15 protein-coding genes are annotated in these 14,270 nt (G+C 66.2%); 7 read left to right on the top strand and 8 right to left on the bottom strand.

All coding sequences use genetic code 11. The annotated features are described in order from the left end of the window. Positions 1 to 85 precede the first annotated feature (85 nt). From ACSFA8_RS00650 to ACSFA8_RS00680, 7 genes are all read right to left on the bottom strand, one after another. Positions 86 to 1,330, bottom strand: a complete 1,245-nt coding sequence (locus ACSFA8_RS00650) for a phenylacetate--CoA ligase family protein (RefSeq protein ID WP_435477598.1) — start codon at positions 1,328 to 1,330, stop codon at positions 86 to 88. 25 nt (positions 1,331 to 1,355) lie between these two features. After that, the gene (locus tag ACSFA8_RS00655; protein WP_435477599.1) at positions 1,356 to 2,168 is read right to left on the bottom strand and encodes an ABC transporter ATP-binding protein; all 813 of its coding nucleotides are present in this window, start codon (positions 2,166 to 2,168) and stop codon (positions 1,356 to 1,358) included. Positions 2,169 to 2,319: 151 nt separating this feature from the next. Further along, positions 2,320 to 3,645, bottom strand: coding sequence for an ABC transporter substrate-binding protein (locus ACSFA8_RS00660; protein ID WP_435477600.1), 1,326 nt, complete (start codon positions 3,643 to 3,645; stop codon positions 2,320 to 2,322). Positions 3,646 to 3,681: 36 nt separating this feature from the next. Continuing rightward, positions 3,682 to 4,758: a branched-chain amino acid ABC transporter permease gene (locus ACSFA8_RS00665; protein ID WP_435477601.1), complete on the bottom strand. Its 1,077-nt coding sequence runs from the start codon at positions 4,756 to 4,758 to the stop codon at positions 3,682 to 3,684. 2 nt (positions 4,759 to 4,760) lie between these two features. Beyond that, a complete protein-coding gene (locus ACSFA8_RS00670) occupies positions 4,761 to 5,690 on the bottom strand; it encodes a branched-chain amino acid ABC transporter permease (protein ID WP_435477602.1) in 930 nt (309 codons plus the stop codon). Further along, on the bottom strand, positions 5,690 to 6,475 hold the full coding sequence (locus ACSFA8_RS00675) for an ABC transporter ATP-binding protein (RefSeq protein WP_435477603.1): 786 nt from the start codon (positions 6,473 to 6,475) through the stop codon (positions 5,690 to 5,692). Before ACSFA8_RS00675 ends, ACSFA8_RS00670 begins: the two co-directional genes overlap by 1 nt. Before the next feature lie 61 nt (positions 6,476 to 6,536). Then, entirely contained in the window at positions 6,537 to 8,594 is a 2,058-nt protein-coding gene (locus ACSFA8_RS00680) for an AMP-binding protein (RefSeq protein ID WP_435477604.1), read from the bottom strand. Between ACSFA8_RS00680 and ACSFA8_RS00685 the strand changes: the two genes are divergently transcribed. From ACSFA8_RS00685 to ACSFA8_RS00705, 5 genes are read left to right on the top strand one after another with little or no spacing between them, the layout of a single operon-like run. Further along, complete coding sequence (locus ACSFA8_RS00685) at positions 8,587 to 9,327, top strand: Crp/Fnr family transcriptional regulator (RefSeq protein ID WP_435477605.1); 741 nt, start codon at positions 8,587 to 8,589, stop codon at positions 9,325 to 9,327. The two genes, ACSFA8_RS00680 and ACSFA8_RS00685, sit on opposite strands and share 8 nt — an antisense overlap. Before the next feature lie 21 nt (positions 9,328 to 9,348). After that, positions 9,349 to 9,957, top strand: a complete 609-nt coding sequence (locus ACSFA8_RS00690; RefSeq protein ID WP_435477606.1) for a hypothetical protein — start codon at positions 9,349 to 9,351, stop codon at positions 9,955 to 9,957. 16 nt (positions 9,958 to 9,973) lie between these two features. Beyond that, the gene (locus tag ACSFA8_RS00695; RefSeq protein WP_435477607.1) at positions 9,974 to 10,381 is read left to right on the top strand and encodes a hypothetical protein; all 408 of its coding nucleotides are present in this window, start codon (positions 9,974 to 9,976) and stop codon (positions 10,379 to 10,381) included. A gap of 30 nt (positions 10,382 to 10,411) precedes the next feature. Beyond that, positions 10,412 to 10,669 (top strand): hypothetical protein, encoded by a 258-nt coding sequence (locus ACSFA8_RS00700; protein ID WP_435477608.1) that lies wholly within the window; start codon positions 10,412 to 10,414, stop codon positions 10,667 to 10,669. 34 nt (positions 10,670 to 10,703) lie between these two features. Further along, entirely contained in the window at positions 10,704 to 11,606 is a 903-nt protein-coding gene (locus ACSFA8_RS00705; RefSeq protein WP_435477609.1) for an SDR family oxidoreductase, read from the top strand. 102 nt (positions 11,607 to 11,708) lie between these two features. Here the strand turns inward: ACSFA8_RS00705 and ACSFA8_RS00710 are convergent, their stop codons facing one another. Further along, a complete protein-coding gene (locus tag ACSFA8_RS00710; RefSeq protein ID WP_435477610.1) occupies positions 11,709 to 11,921 on the bottom strand; it encodes a hypothetical protein in 213 nt (70 codons plus the stop codon). A 161-nt stretch (positions 11,922 to 12,082) separates the two neighbouring features. Between ACSFA8_RS00710 and kdpF the strand changes: the two genes are divergently transcribed. Together kdpF and kdpA are read left to right on the top strand one after the other, a co-directional pair. Continuing rightward, positions 12,083 to 12,181 (top strand): K(+)-transporting ATPase subunit F, encoded by a 99-nt coding sequence (gene kdpF / locus ACSFA8_RS00715; protein WP_286541315.1) that lies wholly within the window; start codon positions 12,083 to 12,085, stop codon positions 12,179 to 12,181. A gap of 3 nt (positions 12,182 to 12,184) precedes the next feature. Continuing rightward, entirely contained in the window at positions 12,185 to 13,990 is a 1,806-nt protein-coding gene (gene kdpA / locus ACSFA8_RS00720) for a potassium-transporting ATPase subunit KdpA (RefSeq protein ID WP_435477611.1), read from the top strand. Positions 13,991 to 14,270 lie beyond the last annotated feature (280 nt).

Raw genomic sequence — 14,270 nt, forward strand, 5'->3', positions numbered from 1 at the left:
GTCGTCTGACGGCTCCCGAAAAGCCCTAACACGGCAAGCAGATGTCGCCACCGCTTGCCGGCATCGGCCGACGGCCATCGACCCCCTAGCGGTAGCTGCGCGCGTCCTCGATCACCTTGCCGTCGTTCGGCAGACTGCCCGCGGGCACGCACTCGACCTCGCTGCGCAGCTTGGTCACGTCGCGGACGGCCTCGGCAATCCGCTCGGCGAGGCCCCCGGTGGCCGGTGCCTCGACCTTGAGCGTCATACGGTCTTGTGCCATCTCGCCTTCGACCACGAGCCGTGCGCGCGTGATTTCGGGAAAGCGCTTCGCGACTTCGGCCACCTGGCCCGGGTGCACGAACATGCCGCGCACCTTGGTGGTCTGGTCGGCGCGCCCCAGCCAGCCCTTGATGCGGGTGTTGGTACGGCCGCTGGGGCAGGGGCCGGGCAGCACGGCCGACAGGTCGCCGGTGCCGAAGCGCACCAGCGGGTAGTCACGGTTGAAGGTGGTGACGACCACCTCGCCGACCTCGCCGTCGGGCACCGGATCGCCGGTGCCGGGGCGCACGATTTCGAGCAGCACGCCCTCGTCGAGCACCAGGCCTTCGTGTGCGCTGGTCTCGTAGGCGATGAGCCCCAGGTCGGCGGTGGCGTAGCACTGCATGCCGCGTACCCCGCGTTCGGCCAGCCAGTCGCGCAGGCTCGGCGGAAAGGCTTCGCCCGACAGAAGCGCTTTGGTCAGGCTCGGCAGCGGCAGGTTCATGGCCGCGGCTTTTTCGATCAGGATCTTCAGGAAGCTCGGGGTGCCGACATAGCCGTCGGGCCGGAGTTCGGCCATGGCCTCGAGCTGCTGCTCGGTCTGGCCCGTGCCGCCGGGGAACACGGTGCAGCCCAGTGCATGTGCGCCGCTCTCCAGCAGCGCGCCGGCGGGGGTCATGTGGTAGCTGAAGCTGTTGTGGATCAGCTCGCCGCTGCGAAAGCCGGCCGCGTAAAGCGCCCGCGCACTGCGCCAGTAGTCGGGTGCTGCGCCCTCCGGCTCGTAGATGGTGCCGGGGCTTGCGAACACGCGCCGCATTGCCGGGCCCCGCGTGATGGCGCTGAAGCCGCCGAAGGCGTCGGTGGCACGCAGTTCCTTCTGGCGCGCGAGCAGATCGGTCTTGCGCGTGACCGGCAGTGTTGCCAGGGCTTCGCGGCTGCCGACAAATTTGGCGTCGAAGCCCTTCAGGATGGTGGCGAACGCCGACGCTGCCGATTGGGCATGCGCGACCTGGCGCGGCAGCGCGGCGAGCAGGTCGGCCTCGCGTTGCGCGGGGTCGCGCACTTCGAGTTGATCGTAAAAGTCGGTCATGGCTTCAGTCTCGGAAGGTGTGTCATTACGCCAGCCACCTCTTGCGCCGTTTGTAGCTCTTCACATCGCGGAAGCTCTTGCGCTCCGCGCCGCCCACGCCGAGGTAGAACTCCTTGACGTCTTCGTTGTTGGCCAGATCGCCGGCCTTGCCGTCCATCACGATGCGCCCGCTTTCCAGGATGTAGCCATAGTCGGCGTAGCGCAGCGCCATGTTGGTGTTCTGCTCAGCCAGCAGGAAGGTCACCTTCTCCTTGGTGTTGAGGTCTTTCACGATCTCGAACACCTCTTCGACGATCTGCGGCGCCAGGCCCATCGAGGGCTCGTCGAGCAGCACCATGGTCGGGTTGGCCATCAGTGCGCGGCCGATCGCGCACATCTGCTGCTCGCCACCCGAGGTGTAGGCCGCCTGCGAAGTGCGACGGGTCTTCAGGCGCGGGAAGTAGGCATAAACCTTGTCGAGCGTCTGCTGCACCGCGGCCTTGCCGTCCTTGCGCGTGTAGGCGCCCGTCATGAGGTTCTCTTCGATGGTCAGGTGGGCGAAGCAGTGGCGGCCTTCCATCACCTGGATCAGGCCGCGCTGCACCAGCGCCGAGGGCGTGAGCGCCTCGATGCGTTCGCCGCGCAGCTCGATCGTGCCCTTGGTCACCGCGCCACGCTCGCCTGCCAGCAGGTTGCTCACGGCACGCAGCGTGGTCGTCTTGCCCGCGCCGTTGCCGCCGAGCAGCGCCACGATGCCGCCCTCGGGCACCACGAGCGACACGCCCTTGAGCACGAGGATCACGTGGTTGTAGATGACCTCGATGCCGTTGACGTTGAGAACGATGTTGCTGCTACTCATGATGTTTCCAAAAAGACCGGCGAAGCCGTGGCCCTGCGGGCCGCCGCCTCTCCGCGGAACACCGCGGAACCGGCTTTGCCGGGCCGCTGGTGTTGCCCCCTCGAAGGGGGTTGGCGAAGCGACACGAAGTGCGCGAAGCCTGGGGGTGGGCCTAGCTCTGGCAGTCAGCCGGGGTACGCGGCGTGAGTTTCTTCTCGGCCGCGTACTTGGCAGCGGTCGATTTCACGAGCGGCTTGATGATCTGCTCGTCGGCCTGCAGCCAGTCGGACGTGAACTTCCATGCCTTGCCGTCCCAGGTGTGGATGCGCGCCCAGGCGGCACCCATGTGGTCGGAGCACGAGGTGCTGATCGGGCGCATCACGCCCGCAAAGCCCAGGCCGTCGAGCTTGGCTTGCGTGAGGTTGAGGTTCTCCAGCCCCCAGCGCACCTGCTCGCCCGTCATGATCTTGCCCTTGCCGAAGCGATCCTGCGCAGAGCGGATGCCTTCCACGCCGAGCATCGCGCTCATGGCGCCGCGCATGTAGAGCACCTGTCCCACTTCGTCTTTCGGGCCGGTGCCCTGGTTCTTGTCGTGCAGCATCGCGACCACATCCTTCACGAGCTTCGATTGCGGCTCGGCACCATGCTGCATGGTCACGGCGTTGTAGCCCTTGGCGCCGTCGCCCACGTCCTTCACGTCGGGTTCGGCACCGGCCCACCACACGCCGTACATCTTCTCGCGGGCGAAGCCGGTGGCCTGCGCTTCCTTGATCGCGGTCGAGTTCATCACGCCCCAGCCCCACAGCAGCACGAAGTCGGGACGGGCCTGCCGCACCTGCAGCCAGGTGGCCTTCTGCTCGACGCCGGGCGCGGTCACCGGCAGCAACTGCAGCTCGAAGCCGTGCAGCTTCGCGCGTTCCTGCAACAGCGGGATCGGCTCCTTGCCGTACGGGCTGTCGTGGTAGATCAAGGCGATCTTCTTGCCCTTGAGCTTGTCGAGCCCGCCTTCCTTCTTGGCGATGGCCTGGATGATCGCGTCGGCCGCGACCCAGTAGGTGCCGGCGATCGGGAAGTTCCACTTGAACACCGAGCCGTCGGCGCTCTCGCTGCGGCCGTAGCCCACGGTCACCACGGGGATCTTGTCGACCGGCGCCTTCTCGGTGATGGCGAAGGTGGCGCCGGTGGACAGTGGCTGCACCAGCGTGGCGCCGCCGTTCTTGCCCTTCAGGCGCTCGTAGCATTCCACGCTGCGCGCCGTGTCGTAGCCGGTCTCGCATTCCTCGAAGGTGAGCTTCACGCCGTTGATGCCGCCGCGCGCATTCACCAGCTTGAGATAGTCGACATAGCCGTTGGCCCAGGGCGTGCCGTTCGGCGCATAGGCGCCGGTGCGGTACGACAGCACGGGGATGAACTGCTCGGTGGGCTGCGCGAACGCGGGGGCCGCTCCCGCCAGCGCGGACGCGGTGGCCACGGCAAGTGCGAGTGATTTCAGTTTCATGGTTGTCTCCTGGAGTTGGATGGGAAAGTCACGCGATCAATGAGGGAAAGGCCAGAGGCGCAGCTTCTGCTTGCCGGTGGACCAGAGCTTGGCCAGCCCGTGCGGCTCGACGATCAGGAACCACACGATGAGTCCGCCGAAGATCATCAGCTCCGCATGCGCGATGCCGACGGTCGATATCTGTGCGCCGAACCAGCCGGCGATGACCGGCAGCGCCTGGTTCAGCACGATCGGCAGCACTGTGATGAAGGCCGCGCCGAAGAAGGCGCCCATGATCGAGCCGAGCCCGCCGATGATCACCATGAAGAGCAGCCGGAACGACTGGTCGACCGAGAACGCCGCCGGCTCCCAGGCGCCGAGGTAGACAAAGGCCCAGAGCGCACCGGCCACGCCGATGATGAATGAGCTGACCGCAAAGGCGCTGAGCTTGGCGTACATCGGGCGGATGCCGATCACCGCGGCCGCCACGTCCATGTCGCGGATCGCCATCCACTCGCGGCCGATGGCGCCGCGCACCAGGTTCTTGGTCAGCACGGCGACCACCAGGAGCACCGCCAGGCAGAACAGGTATTTGCTCGCAGCGCTTTCGATCGGCCAGCCGAAGACCTGCAGATTCGACACCGACACCGAGCCAGAGGGCGTGTCGAGCGTGAACCACTTGATGCGCAGGAACATCCAGTCGCTGAAGAACTGCGCGGCCAGCGTCGCGACCGCGAGGTAGAGGCCCTTGACGCGCAGGCTGGGCAGGCCGAACAGGATGCCGAACAGCGTGGCGCACAGGCCGCCCAGGATCAGTGCGGGAATCAGCGGCAGCCCCGGGAAGCGCACGAAGAAGTTGTAGGCCCCGTAGGCGCCCACAGCCATGAAGGCGCCTGAGCCCAGCGAGATCTGCCCGCAGTAGCCCACCAGCACGTTCACGCCGAGCGCAGCCAGCGAGATGATCACGAAGGGAATCAGGATCGCGCGCATCAGGTAGTCGCTGGCCAGGAAGGGCACGACGGCGAACGCGAAGACCAGCATCAGGCCGATCGCCACGCGATCCTGCAGGATCGGAAAGACCTGCTGGTCGGCGCGGTAGCTGGTCTTGAACTGCCCGTTTTCTCTATAGAACATGTTCAGACCCGATCAATGATTTTTTCGCCGAACAGGCCCTGCGGCCGGAACAGCAGGAACACCAGCGCCAGAACGTAGGCGAACCAGATCTCGATGCCGCCGCCCACGTACGGGCCCAGGTACACCTCCGACAGCTTCTCGCCGACGCCGATGATCAGTCCGCCGATGATGGCGCCCGGCACCGAGGTGAGCCCGCCGAGGATCACCACCGGCAGCGCACGCAGCGCCACCGTGGTGAGCGAGAACTGCACGCCCAGCTTGCTGCCCCAGATCATCCCGGCCACGAGCGCCACAACGCCGGCGACGCACCAGACGATGACCCAGATGCGCGCGAGCGGAATGCCGATCGACTGCGCAGCCTGGTGGTCGTCGGCCACCGCGCGCAGTGCGCGGCCGGTGCCCGTCTTCTGGAAGAACAGGGAGAGCAGCGCCACCAGCGCGGCGGCGATCGCGGCGGCGTACAGGTCTTCCTTGTTGATCAGGATGCCGCCTTCGAACATCTTGTCGAGCAGGAAGATCGGATCCTTCGGCATGCCGATGTCGATCTTGTAGATGTTGCTGCCGAACAGGGTCTGGCCCAGCCCGTCGAGGAAGTAGGCGATGCCGAGCGTGGCCATCAGCAGCGTCGCGCCTTCCTGGTTGACCAGATGGCGCAGCACCAGCCGCTCCACCAGCCATGCCACCACGAACATCACCAGGCCCGCCACGACGAAGGCCGCGCCGTTGGCGAACCAGCGGTTGTCGATGCCCGTCCACATCGGGATCCACTCGGCGAAGCGCGCCATCGCGAGCGCGGCGAACAGCACCATCGCACCCTGCGCGAAATTGAAAACGCCCGAGGCCTTGAAGATCAGCACGAAGCCGAGCGCCACCAGCGAATACAGCATGCCCACCATGAGGCCGCCGAAGAGGGTTTCGAGAAAGAAGGCCATCAGTGTTCGACCCCCAGGTAGGCGCGGATCACGTTCTCGTTGCTGCGCACTTCGTCGGGTGTGCCATCGCCGATCTTCTTGCCGTAGTCAAGCACCACCACGCGATCCGAGATGTCCATCACCACACCCATGTCGTGCTCGATCAGCACGATGGTGCTGCCGAATTCGTCGTTCACATCGAGGATGAAGCGGCTCATGTCCTGCTTCTCCTCCACGTTCATGCCGGCCATCGGCTCGTCGAGCAGCAGCACCTGCGGCTCCATCGCCAGCGCACGGCCCAGGTCGACGCGCTTCTGCAGGCCATAGGGGAGCTGGCCGACCGGCGTCTTGCGATGCGCCTGGATCTCGAGGAAATCGATGATCTGTTCGACGAACTCGCGGTGCTTCGTTTCCTCGCGCTCGGCCGCGCCCCAGCGGATCGCCTGCTGGAAAAGGTTGGACTTCATGCGCAAGTTGCGGCCGGTCATGATGTTGTCGAGCACGCTCATGCCCTTGAACAACGCCAGGTTCTGGAAGGTGCGCGCCACGCCCATCTCGGCCACCTGGCGCGAGTTCATGTGCTTGAAGGTCTGGCCGCGGAAGGTGATGCTGCCCTGCTGCGGCTGGTAGACGCCGTTGATGCAGTTGAGCATCGAACTCTTGCCGGCGCCGTTCGGGCCGATGATGGCGCGCACCTCGTGTTCGCGCACGTCGAAGCTGATGTCCGTCAGCGCCTTGACGCCGCCAAAGCCGAGGCTGATGTTCTGCACGTCGAGAATGACGTCGCCAATTTTCCGGGTGCTCATCGGAAGACCTCCGTGCTGACGCACTGCGGTGCGAGCTTGCTTGGGGCGGCCCGGCGCGCGCTCATGCGGCGGCCTTCACGGGCGGGAAGCGCTTGACTTCCACGATGGTGAGCGTGGCACTCACAGTGCCGGTGCGCCCGTCTTCGAACTTGACCTGCGTTTCGATGAACTGCTCCTTCTTGCCGCCATACAGCGCGTCGAGCAGCACCGCGTATTTCTCGGCGATGAAACCGCGCCGCACCTTGCGCGTGCGCGTGAGCTCGTCGTCGTCGGGGTCGAGTTCCTTGTGCAGCACCAGGAAGCGCGCGATCTGCGTGTCGGCCATGCCGTCTTCGGCCGCGAGGTCGGCGTTCACCTTCGCGATGCACTCGCCGATCAATGCCAGCACCTCGGGCTTGCCGGCCAGGTCGACGTAGCCACCGTAGGCCAGCCCGCGCCGCTCGGCCCAGTTGCCGACCGCCTCGAAGTCGATGTTGATCGCGGCGCAGACCTCGTCGCGGCCGTTGCCGAAGCACACCGCCTCCTTGATCTGCGGAAAGAACTTGAGCTTGTTCTCGATGTAGTTGGGCGCGAATATCGCGCCGCCGTTCATGCGGCCAACATCTTTCGCGCGGTCGATGATGCGCAGGTGGCCTTCGCTGTCGAGCACGCCGGCATCGCCGGTGTGGAAATAGCCTTCGGCATCGAGCACCTCAGCCGTCGCGTCGGGCCGCTTGTAGTACTCCTTGAGCACCGACACGCCGCGCACCAGCACTTCGCCGTCGTGCGCGATCTTCAGTTCGATGCCCGGTGCCGCGGTGCCGACCGTCTGCAGCTTGACCTTGCCGTCCTGCTGCAGACAGACGTACGCGCAGGTCTCGGTCTGGCCGTAGAACTGCTTGAGGTTGACGCCGATCGAGCGGTAGAACCGGAACAGGTCGGGGCCGATTGCCGCGCCGGCCGTGTAGGCCACCCGGATGCGGCTCATGCCCAGCACGTTGCGCAGCGGGCCATACACCAGCGCGTTGCCGATCGCATACATGAAGCGATCCCCGCCACCCACCGGCGCGCCATTGAGGATGTCGGCGCCTACGCGCTGCGCCAGCGCCATGAACTTGCCATAGAGCCAGCGCTTGGGAGCGGCGGCGTCTTCCATGCGGATCGAGACTGCCGTCAGCAGGCCTTCAAAAGTGCGCGGCGGCCCGAAGTAGTAGCTCGGCCCGATTTCGCGCATGTCGTTCATCACGGTTTCGGCCGACTCGGGACAGTTGAGCGTGAAGCCGCCCACCAGCCACTGCGCCACCGAGAACAGGTGGTCGCCGACCCAGGCCATCGGCAGGTAGCTCATGATGTTGTCGCCCGGGCCGAGCTTGTCTGTCACCACGCCGCCGTGGCCGGCCGAGATGAAGCTCGCATGCGTCTGGCAGACGCCCTTGGGGCGGCCGGTGGTGCCGGAGGTGTAGAGGATCACGCCCACGTCTGTCGGCTCGCCGCTCGCCACTGCGGCATCGAAGTAGCCCTTGTTGGCAAGGTCGAAGGCGCGGCCGAGCACGCGCAATTGTTCGTAGCCGAGCAGGCCCGGCTGCTCGTAGTGGCGCAGGCCCTTGGGGTCGTCGTAGACGATGTGGCGCAGGTTGGGCTGCTTGCCTTGCTGCAGCTCGCGGCACTCCAGCAGCTTGTCGACCTGTTCCTGGTCTTCGGCAAACACGAACTCGATCGCCGCGTCTTCCAGCATGAACACCATCTCGCCCGCCACCGCGTCCTGGTAGAGCGGCACCGGCACGCCGCGCAGGCTTTGCGCGGCCACCACGGCCATGTAGAGGTGCGGGCGGTTGGCGCCGACGATCGCGAGGTTGTCGAAGGGCCTGAAGCCCAGGCTCGCGAGGCCGCAGGCGATCTCGCGCACTTCGGTGGCCACGTCGGCCCACGTCCAGGCCTGCCAGATGCCCAGGTCTTTTTCGCGCACGGCGGGCGCCGCGGGCTGCCGTGCCGCGTGGGCGGCCAGCAGGCGGGGGAAGGTGTCGGCGGGCAGAGGAGGAAGGTTCACAGTGGGGCGGATCGTAGGCCGCACTTTGACGCCGAGTTGTCGTTCCAACGACAATCCTAGGGACACTACTCCCCGGAGTTTCCCGATGAACATCGGCAGTTCCAGCAGCGGCAATTCGATCCGCGACCGCGTTCGTCCGGCCGATGCCGACGAGCTCGCCAACATCCCCTGGTTGCGCGCACTCACGGGTACGGAGCGGCGCCGCGCCGAGGCAGCGCTGGTGGTGGGCGAGGCCGAACCCGGCGACCTGGTCTGCCGCATCGGCCGCGCACCGACCTACTGGTTCGGCGTGATCGAGGGTTTGCTCAAGATGAGCAACGACAACGCCGACGGCACCTCGATGACCTACAGCGGCCTGCCGCCCGGCGGCTGGTTCGGCGAAGGAACTGCGCTCAAGCGGGAGCCGTACCGCTACAACATCCAGGCGCTGCGCCGCAGCCTTGTGGCGGGGTTGCCGGTCGACGACTTCCACTGGCTGCTGGACCACTCCATCGGCTTCAACCGCTTCGTGATGAACCAGCTCAACGAACGGCTGGCCCAGTTCATCGCCGCGCGCGAGGCTGACCGGCTCAACAACCCCGACGTGCGCGTCGCGCGCAACCTGGCCGCGTTGTTCAATCCCGTGCTGTTTCCGGGCGTGGGCGAACTGCTGCGCATCACGCAGCAGGAGCTGGCCTACCTGATCGGCCTGTCGCGCCAGCGTGTGAACCAGGCGCTGCGCACGCTGGAAGCGCAGGGCGCGCTGCGGGTGGAATACGGCGGGCTGCGCGTGCTCGACATGTCGGCGCTGCGCGGCGGCGGGGTTCCGGGCAGGAGTGGGCCGTAGCGCCTCCCTACACTCCTGCCCATGGAAATCTTTGTTCTGGCGATCCTGATCGCCTTCGGCGCGTACGCTCTCAAATCGAGAGACCAGAAGCGGCGCATTGCCTTGCTGGCCAGCCACCTTGGCAACCACCAGATCGAGAAGCTCATGGAAAAGCTCACCGACGGCTACCTTCGCTGCCTGGGCGAAGACGATGCGGAGCGGCGGGCGCAGATCTGGAGCCTGCTCGACACCAGCGAGCAGGACTTGTCCGCGCAGTTCAGCCGCTTCGTCGACGGTTTTTCGCGCGTCGACGAATCGCAGGCGCGGGTCAGCAAGTTGCCGCTGGCCTTGCCGTTCGCCGACCAGCTGCTGCCTGCATCGATGTTCTTCGACGTGCGCCAGGCCTTTGCCATCCATGCCCAGGGCATCGCCGATGCGGCCGCCAACCGCCTGCAGCAAACGCCCAAGGCCAAGGCGTTCACGATGTCGGCCGAGCTGTTCTTGATGCAGCACACCTGCCACTGGTACTGCAAGTCGAAAACCGTGGCCTCCGCGCGCATGATGGCGCGGCACCGAACCTCTTACCAGCTGGCGCTCGACTCCGTCGCGCCCGGCACGCGCGACGCCTACCGCGCACTGATCGGAAGCTGAACCCACCATGCCCGCCATGTCCACCACGCCCGACGCCCAGGCCGATGCCGCCGCCGATGCCTTGCTCGCAGCCAACGCGCAGCACGAGGCCATGGTGGAGCAGCTCGACGCGCTCAACGAACTGCTCGCCAAGCCGCTCAACGAAATCCTGGCCGAGCGCGACAAATTCAAGGAAGCCGCCGGCGCGTGGGACGCTTTCGGCGCCATGTGGATGCTGTCGCAGCGCGCCATGAAACGCGTGGCACTCGATCTCGCGGCTGGCCAGGGCGTGAGCGAAGAAGAGGTCGTCGCGCGCGCGCTGGCGTTTGCCAACGAGGTGCTGAATGGCGACGGCGTCGACCTTGGCGGCACCATCGCCGAAGCGCAGATGGCGCACATCGACCGGCACCGCGCAGTGCTGCGCAAGCAGTTTCGCCAACCCTAGCGACCCACCCACCCTTTCCGGAACCCCACCATGGCCACCGCCAAATCGATCGACACGGGTGAGTACAAGCTCTTTCCGTCGCCGCGCAACGTGCACCGCGTGGTGTTCGAGCACCAGGTCTTCGTGCCGCACCCCTACATGCTGATCGACCTCGAAAGCTACTACTTCAAGGGCCGCTACAGCCTGTTCGCCGCCTGCCGCCTGGCCGACAACAAGATGGGCCAGCTCATCACGCTCGAGCTCGATGCCGACGAGGCAAAGTTCAAGGCAAAGTTCATCCCCGACTGATTCGTCCACTCACCACCGAAGAAGGAGACACGCCATGTTCCAACCCACCCTCATGACCGGCCAGCGCATCCTGGTCACCGGCGGCGGCACCGGCCTTGGCAAGTCGATGGCCGAGCGATTTCTGGGCCTCGGCGCCGACGTCGCGATCTGCGGCCGGCGCCAGTCCGTGGTCGAAGACACTGCGGCGGAGTGGCGCAAGCAGTTTCCGGGACGCCGCGTCGATGCCTTCGGCGTCGACATCCGCAACGCGCAGGCGGTCGACGAAATGGTGGAGTCGCTGTTCGCCAGCGGCGGCCTCACTGGCCTGGTCAACAACGCGGCCGGCAACTTCGTCTCGCCGACCGAGGCGCTGTCGCCGCGCGCCTTCGACGCGGTGGCCAACATCGTGTTCCACGGCAGCTTCTACGTCACACAGGCGGTCGGCAAACGCTGGATCGCGCAGGCCAAGGCCGGCGAGTGGAAGCCTGGCAGCCCGTACCGCAGCGTGATGAGCATCATCGTGACCTGGGTCGACAACGGCGGCCCCTATGTGGTGCCCTCGGCGATGAGCAAGGCCGGCATCGAGGTCATGACCAAGTCGCTGGCCGTGGAGTGGGCGCGCTACGGCATCCGCCTCAATGCGGTCGGCCCCGGCGAGATCCCGACCGAAGGCATGAGCAAGCGCCTGAATCCCGGCGAGGAGCCGGGCGAGCGCAGCAAGAAGAGCAATCCGATGGCACGCACCGGCGAGATGAGCGAGCTGCAGAACCTTGCCGCCTTCCTCATGGCGCCCGGCCAGTGCGACTGGCTCACCGGCCAGGCCATCATGATGGACGGCGGCCAGGCGCTCGCCACCGGCGGCAACTTCTACGAACTACGGGAGTGGAGCGACGCCGACTGGATGGCCGCCCGCGAGCGCATCGAGGCGCAGAACGCAAAAGACAAGCTCCAACGCTGAATTCGCCAACACGAACACCACCGAAGTGAGTACTATCGTGCTATTACTACTCTTCGGTTGTGGAGCGGAGCTTTGCGTAAACCGTCGGACACCATGGGCAGTTCATTCGCGCAATGGGCTCACCTGACAGACACTCTTGCCAACCTGTTCCTTCAGCTTCACAGCGGGGATGAATCCGTGCGTGCCGAAGTCCTGAAGCTGTCCAGAAAGCTGCAGGAACTCAACCGCGAGATGCAGCAGGCCAGCTTCCCGCGCGCCTGAGCCAACCCCGCTCGCCGTTTTTACGGCTTCTTTACAGCCCACCCCCGAGTCCATTCCCCGTTTTTACGCACGCCTGCCGAGACTGACGCCATGTCTCGCAACAGGAGTGACTGAATGGATTTGGTATGGATCGCCGCCCTCGCGGCGCTGTGGGTGGCGCTGGTCGGCATGGTGGCAGGGCTGCACCGGCTGCAGGCCGCCAAAGGGGAGCGGCCGTGATCAGCCTCGAAGTGCTCTATGGCTTCGGCGCTTTCATTGCAATCGCGCTGTTCGCCTACCTGGTCTACGCGCTGATCCGCGCGGAGGAGTTCTGAGCCATGAACGCCTCTGCCTGGACTTTGCTGCTCCTCTTTCTGGTCGTGCTCGGCCTGCTGGCCTGGCCGATCGGCCGCTTTCTTGCGGCACTGTGTGACGGCCGCCTGCCGCGCTGGATGCAGGCTGTGGAAGCGCCGCTGTACCGCCTGGCCGGCGTGTCGGCCGGCGAATCGATGCACTGGCGCAGCTATGCGCTGGCGCTGCTGGCCTTCAATGCGCTGGGCGGGCTGGTCGTCTACGGGCTGCAACGCCTGCAGGCCGTGCTGCCGCTCAACCCGGCCGGCATGGCCGCGGTCTCGCCCGATTCTTCGTTCAATACCGCGGTGGCCTTCGTCACCAACACCAACTGGCAGGGCTACGCCGGCGAGTCGACCATGAGCTATCTCACGCAGATGTTCGGGCTCACGGTGCAGAACTTCCTGTCGGCCGCCACCGGCATCGCGGTCGCCTTCGCGCTTGCGCGCGGCTTCGCGGCGCGGCGCACCGATGGCAAGGGCTTTGTCGGAAATTTCTGGGTCGACACCACGCGCATCACTGTGTGGCTGCTGCTGCCGCTCTCGTTTGCCGTGGCCGTGTTCTTTGCCGGCCAGGGCGTGATCCAGAACTTCGACAGCTACAAGACGGTGACCACGGTCGAGGCGCAGGCCTATCAACAGCCGAAGAACGGCCCCGACGGGCAGCCCCTGAAAGACGCGGCCGGCAATCCGGTGATGGAAGCCGCGAATACCTCCACCCAGACGCTGGCGATGGGCCCGGTCGCCTCGCAGGAGGCTATCAAAATGGTCGGCACCAACGGCGGCGGTTTCTTCAACGCCAATTCGGCGCACCCATACGAGAACCCCACGGCGCTCGCCAACTTCGTGCAGATGCTGGCGATCTTCCTGATTCCGGCCGCCCTGTGCTTCGCCTTCGGCCGCGTGGTCGGCGACCTGCGGCAGGGCTGGGCGGTGCTGGCCGCGATGACGGTGATGTTCGTCATTGCCGTCATCGTGCTGCTGCCGGCGGAGCAGGCCGGCAACCCGCTGCTCGGCGCGCTCGGCGTCGACCAGGCCACGAGCGTGTTGCAGGCCGGCGGCAACATGGAGGGCAAGGAAGTGCGCTTCGGCATCAACGCCTCCGCCTTGTTCGCCGCCGTGACCACGGCCGCCTCGTGCGGCGCGGTGAACGCGATGCACGACTCGCTCACGCCGATCGGGGGCCTGGTGCCGCTGGTGCTGATGCAGCTCGGCGAGGTGGTGTTCGGCGGCGTCGGCAGCGGCCTGTACGGCATGCTGATCTTCGCGATCCTCGCGGTGTTCATCGCCGGCCTGATGATCGGCCGCACGCCCGAGTACCTCGGCAAGAAGATCGAGGTGCACGAGATGAAGCTGACCTCGATCGCAATCCTGGTCACGCCGATCCTGGTGCTGGCGGGCACCGCGCTCGCGGTCAGCATGGTGGACGGCAAGGCCGGCATCGCCAACCCCGGCGCGCACGGCTTCTCCGAAATCCTCTATGCGCTGACCTCGGCCGGCAACAACAACGGCAGTGCCTTCGCGGGGCTCTCGGCCAACACGCCGTTCTACAACGCGCTGCTCGGCCTCGTGATGTGGCTCGGCCGCTTCGGCGTGATCGTGCCGGTGCTGGCCATCGCCGGCGCGCTCGCCGCCAAGAAGCGCCTGCCCGAAACCGCGGGCACCATGCCCACGCACGGCCCGCTGTTCGTCTCCCTGCTGATCGGCACCGTGCTGCTGGTCGGCCTGCTCAACTACGTGCCGGCGTTGGCGCTGGGGCCCGTGGTCGAGCATCTGATGCTGTGGAAGTCATGAACTCCAAAACCGGATTCAGTGGGCGTCTCGGCCGGGCTCACGCCGACGGCGTACTCCCCTCCGCGAATGTCCCCCGGCCTGCGGCCTCCTCCTTTATTTCGCTGCGGGGAGCACGCCATCGGCGCGAGCCATCAGAGCCGTGGTTCAACGACGGATATCGCACGCTGCTTCCGGTGCCGAGGGCATGGGGTGTCTCCCGCAGCGAAATAAAGGAGGAGGCGAAGCCGGGGGACATTCGCGGAGGGAGATACCCCGTGGCCTCGGCACACGCCCTGAACGA

Origin of the sequence: Variovorax nitratireducens (assembly GCF_051216545.1) — a bacterium.
GTDB lineage: Bacteria > Pseudomonadota > Gammaproteobacteria > Burkholderiales > Burkholderiaceae_C > Variovorax.

Coding starts and splice junctions, on each gene's coding strand:
- ACSFA8_RS00675 (WP_435477603.1), bottom strand. CDS start 6,475: ATGAGCACCCGGAAAATTGGCGACGTCATTCTCGACGTGCAGAACATC.
- ACSFA8_RS00655 (WP_435477599.1), bottom strand. CDS start 2,168: ATGAGTAGCAGCAACATCGTTCTCAACGTCAACGGCATCGAGGTCATC.
- ACSFA8_RS00700 (WP_435477608.1), top strand. CDS start 10,412: ATGGCCACCGCCAAATCGATCGACACGGGTGAGTACAAGCTCTTTCCG.
- ACSFA8_RS00705 (WP_435477609.1), top strand. CDS start 10,704: ATGTTCCAACCCACCCTCATGACCGGCCAGCGCATCCTGGTCACCGGC.
- ACSFA8_RS00685 (WP_435477605.1), top strand. CDS start 8,587: ATGAACATCGGCAGTTCCAGCAGCGGCAATTCGATCCGCGACCGCGTT.
- ACSFA8_RS00690 (WP_435477606.1), top strand. CDS start 9,349: ATGGAAATCTTTGTTCTGGCGATCCTGATCGCCTTCGGCGCGTACGCT.
- ACSFA8_RS00650 (WP_435477598.1), bottom strand. CDS start 1,330: ATGACCGACTTTTACGATCAACTCGAAGTGCGCGACCCCGCGCAACGC.
- kdpA (WP_435477611.1), top strand. CDS start 12,185: ATGAACGCCTCTGCCTGGACTTTGCTGCTCCTCTTTCTGGTCGTGCTC.
- ACSFA8_RS00660 (WP_435477600.1), bottom strand. CDS start 3,645: ATGAAACTGAAATCACTCGCACTTGCCGTGGCCACCGCGTCCGCGCTG.
- ACSFA8_RS00695 (WP_435477607.1), top strand. CDS start 9,974: ATGTCCACCACGCCCGACGCCCAGGCCGATGCCGCCGCCGATGCCTTG.
- ACSFA8_RS00680 (WP_435477604.1), bottom strand. CDS start 8,594: ATGTTCATCGGGAAACTCCGGGGAGTAGTGTCCCTAGGATTGTCGTTG.
- ACSFA8_RS00665 (WP_435477601.1), bottom strand. CDS start 4,758: ATGTTCTATAGAGAAAACGGGCAGTTCAAGACCAGCTACCGCGCCGAC.
- ACSFA8_RS00670 (WP_435477602.1), bottom strand. CDS start 5,690: ATGGCCTTCTTTCTCGAAACCCTCTTCGGCGGCCTCATGGTGGGCATG.
- ACSFA8_RS00710 (WP_435477610.1), bottom strand. CDS start 11,921: ATGGACTCGGGGGTGGGCTGTAAAGAAGCCGTAAAAACGGCGAGCGGG.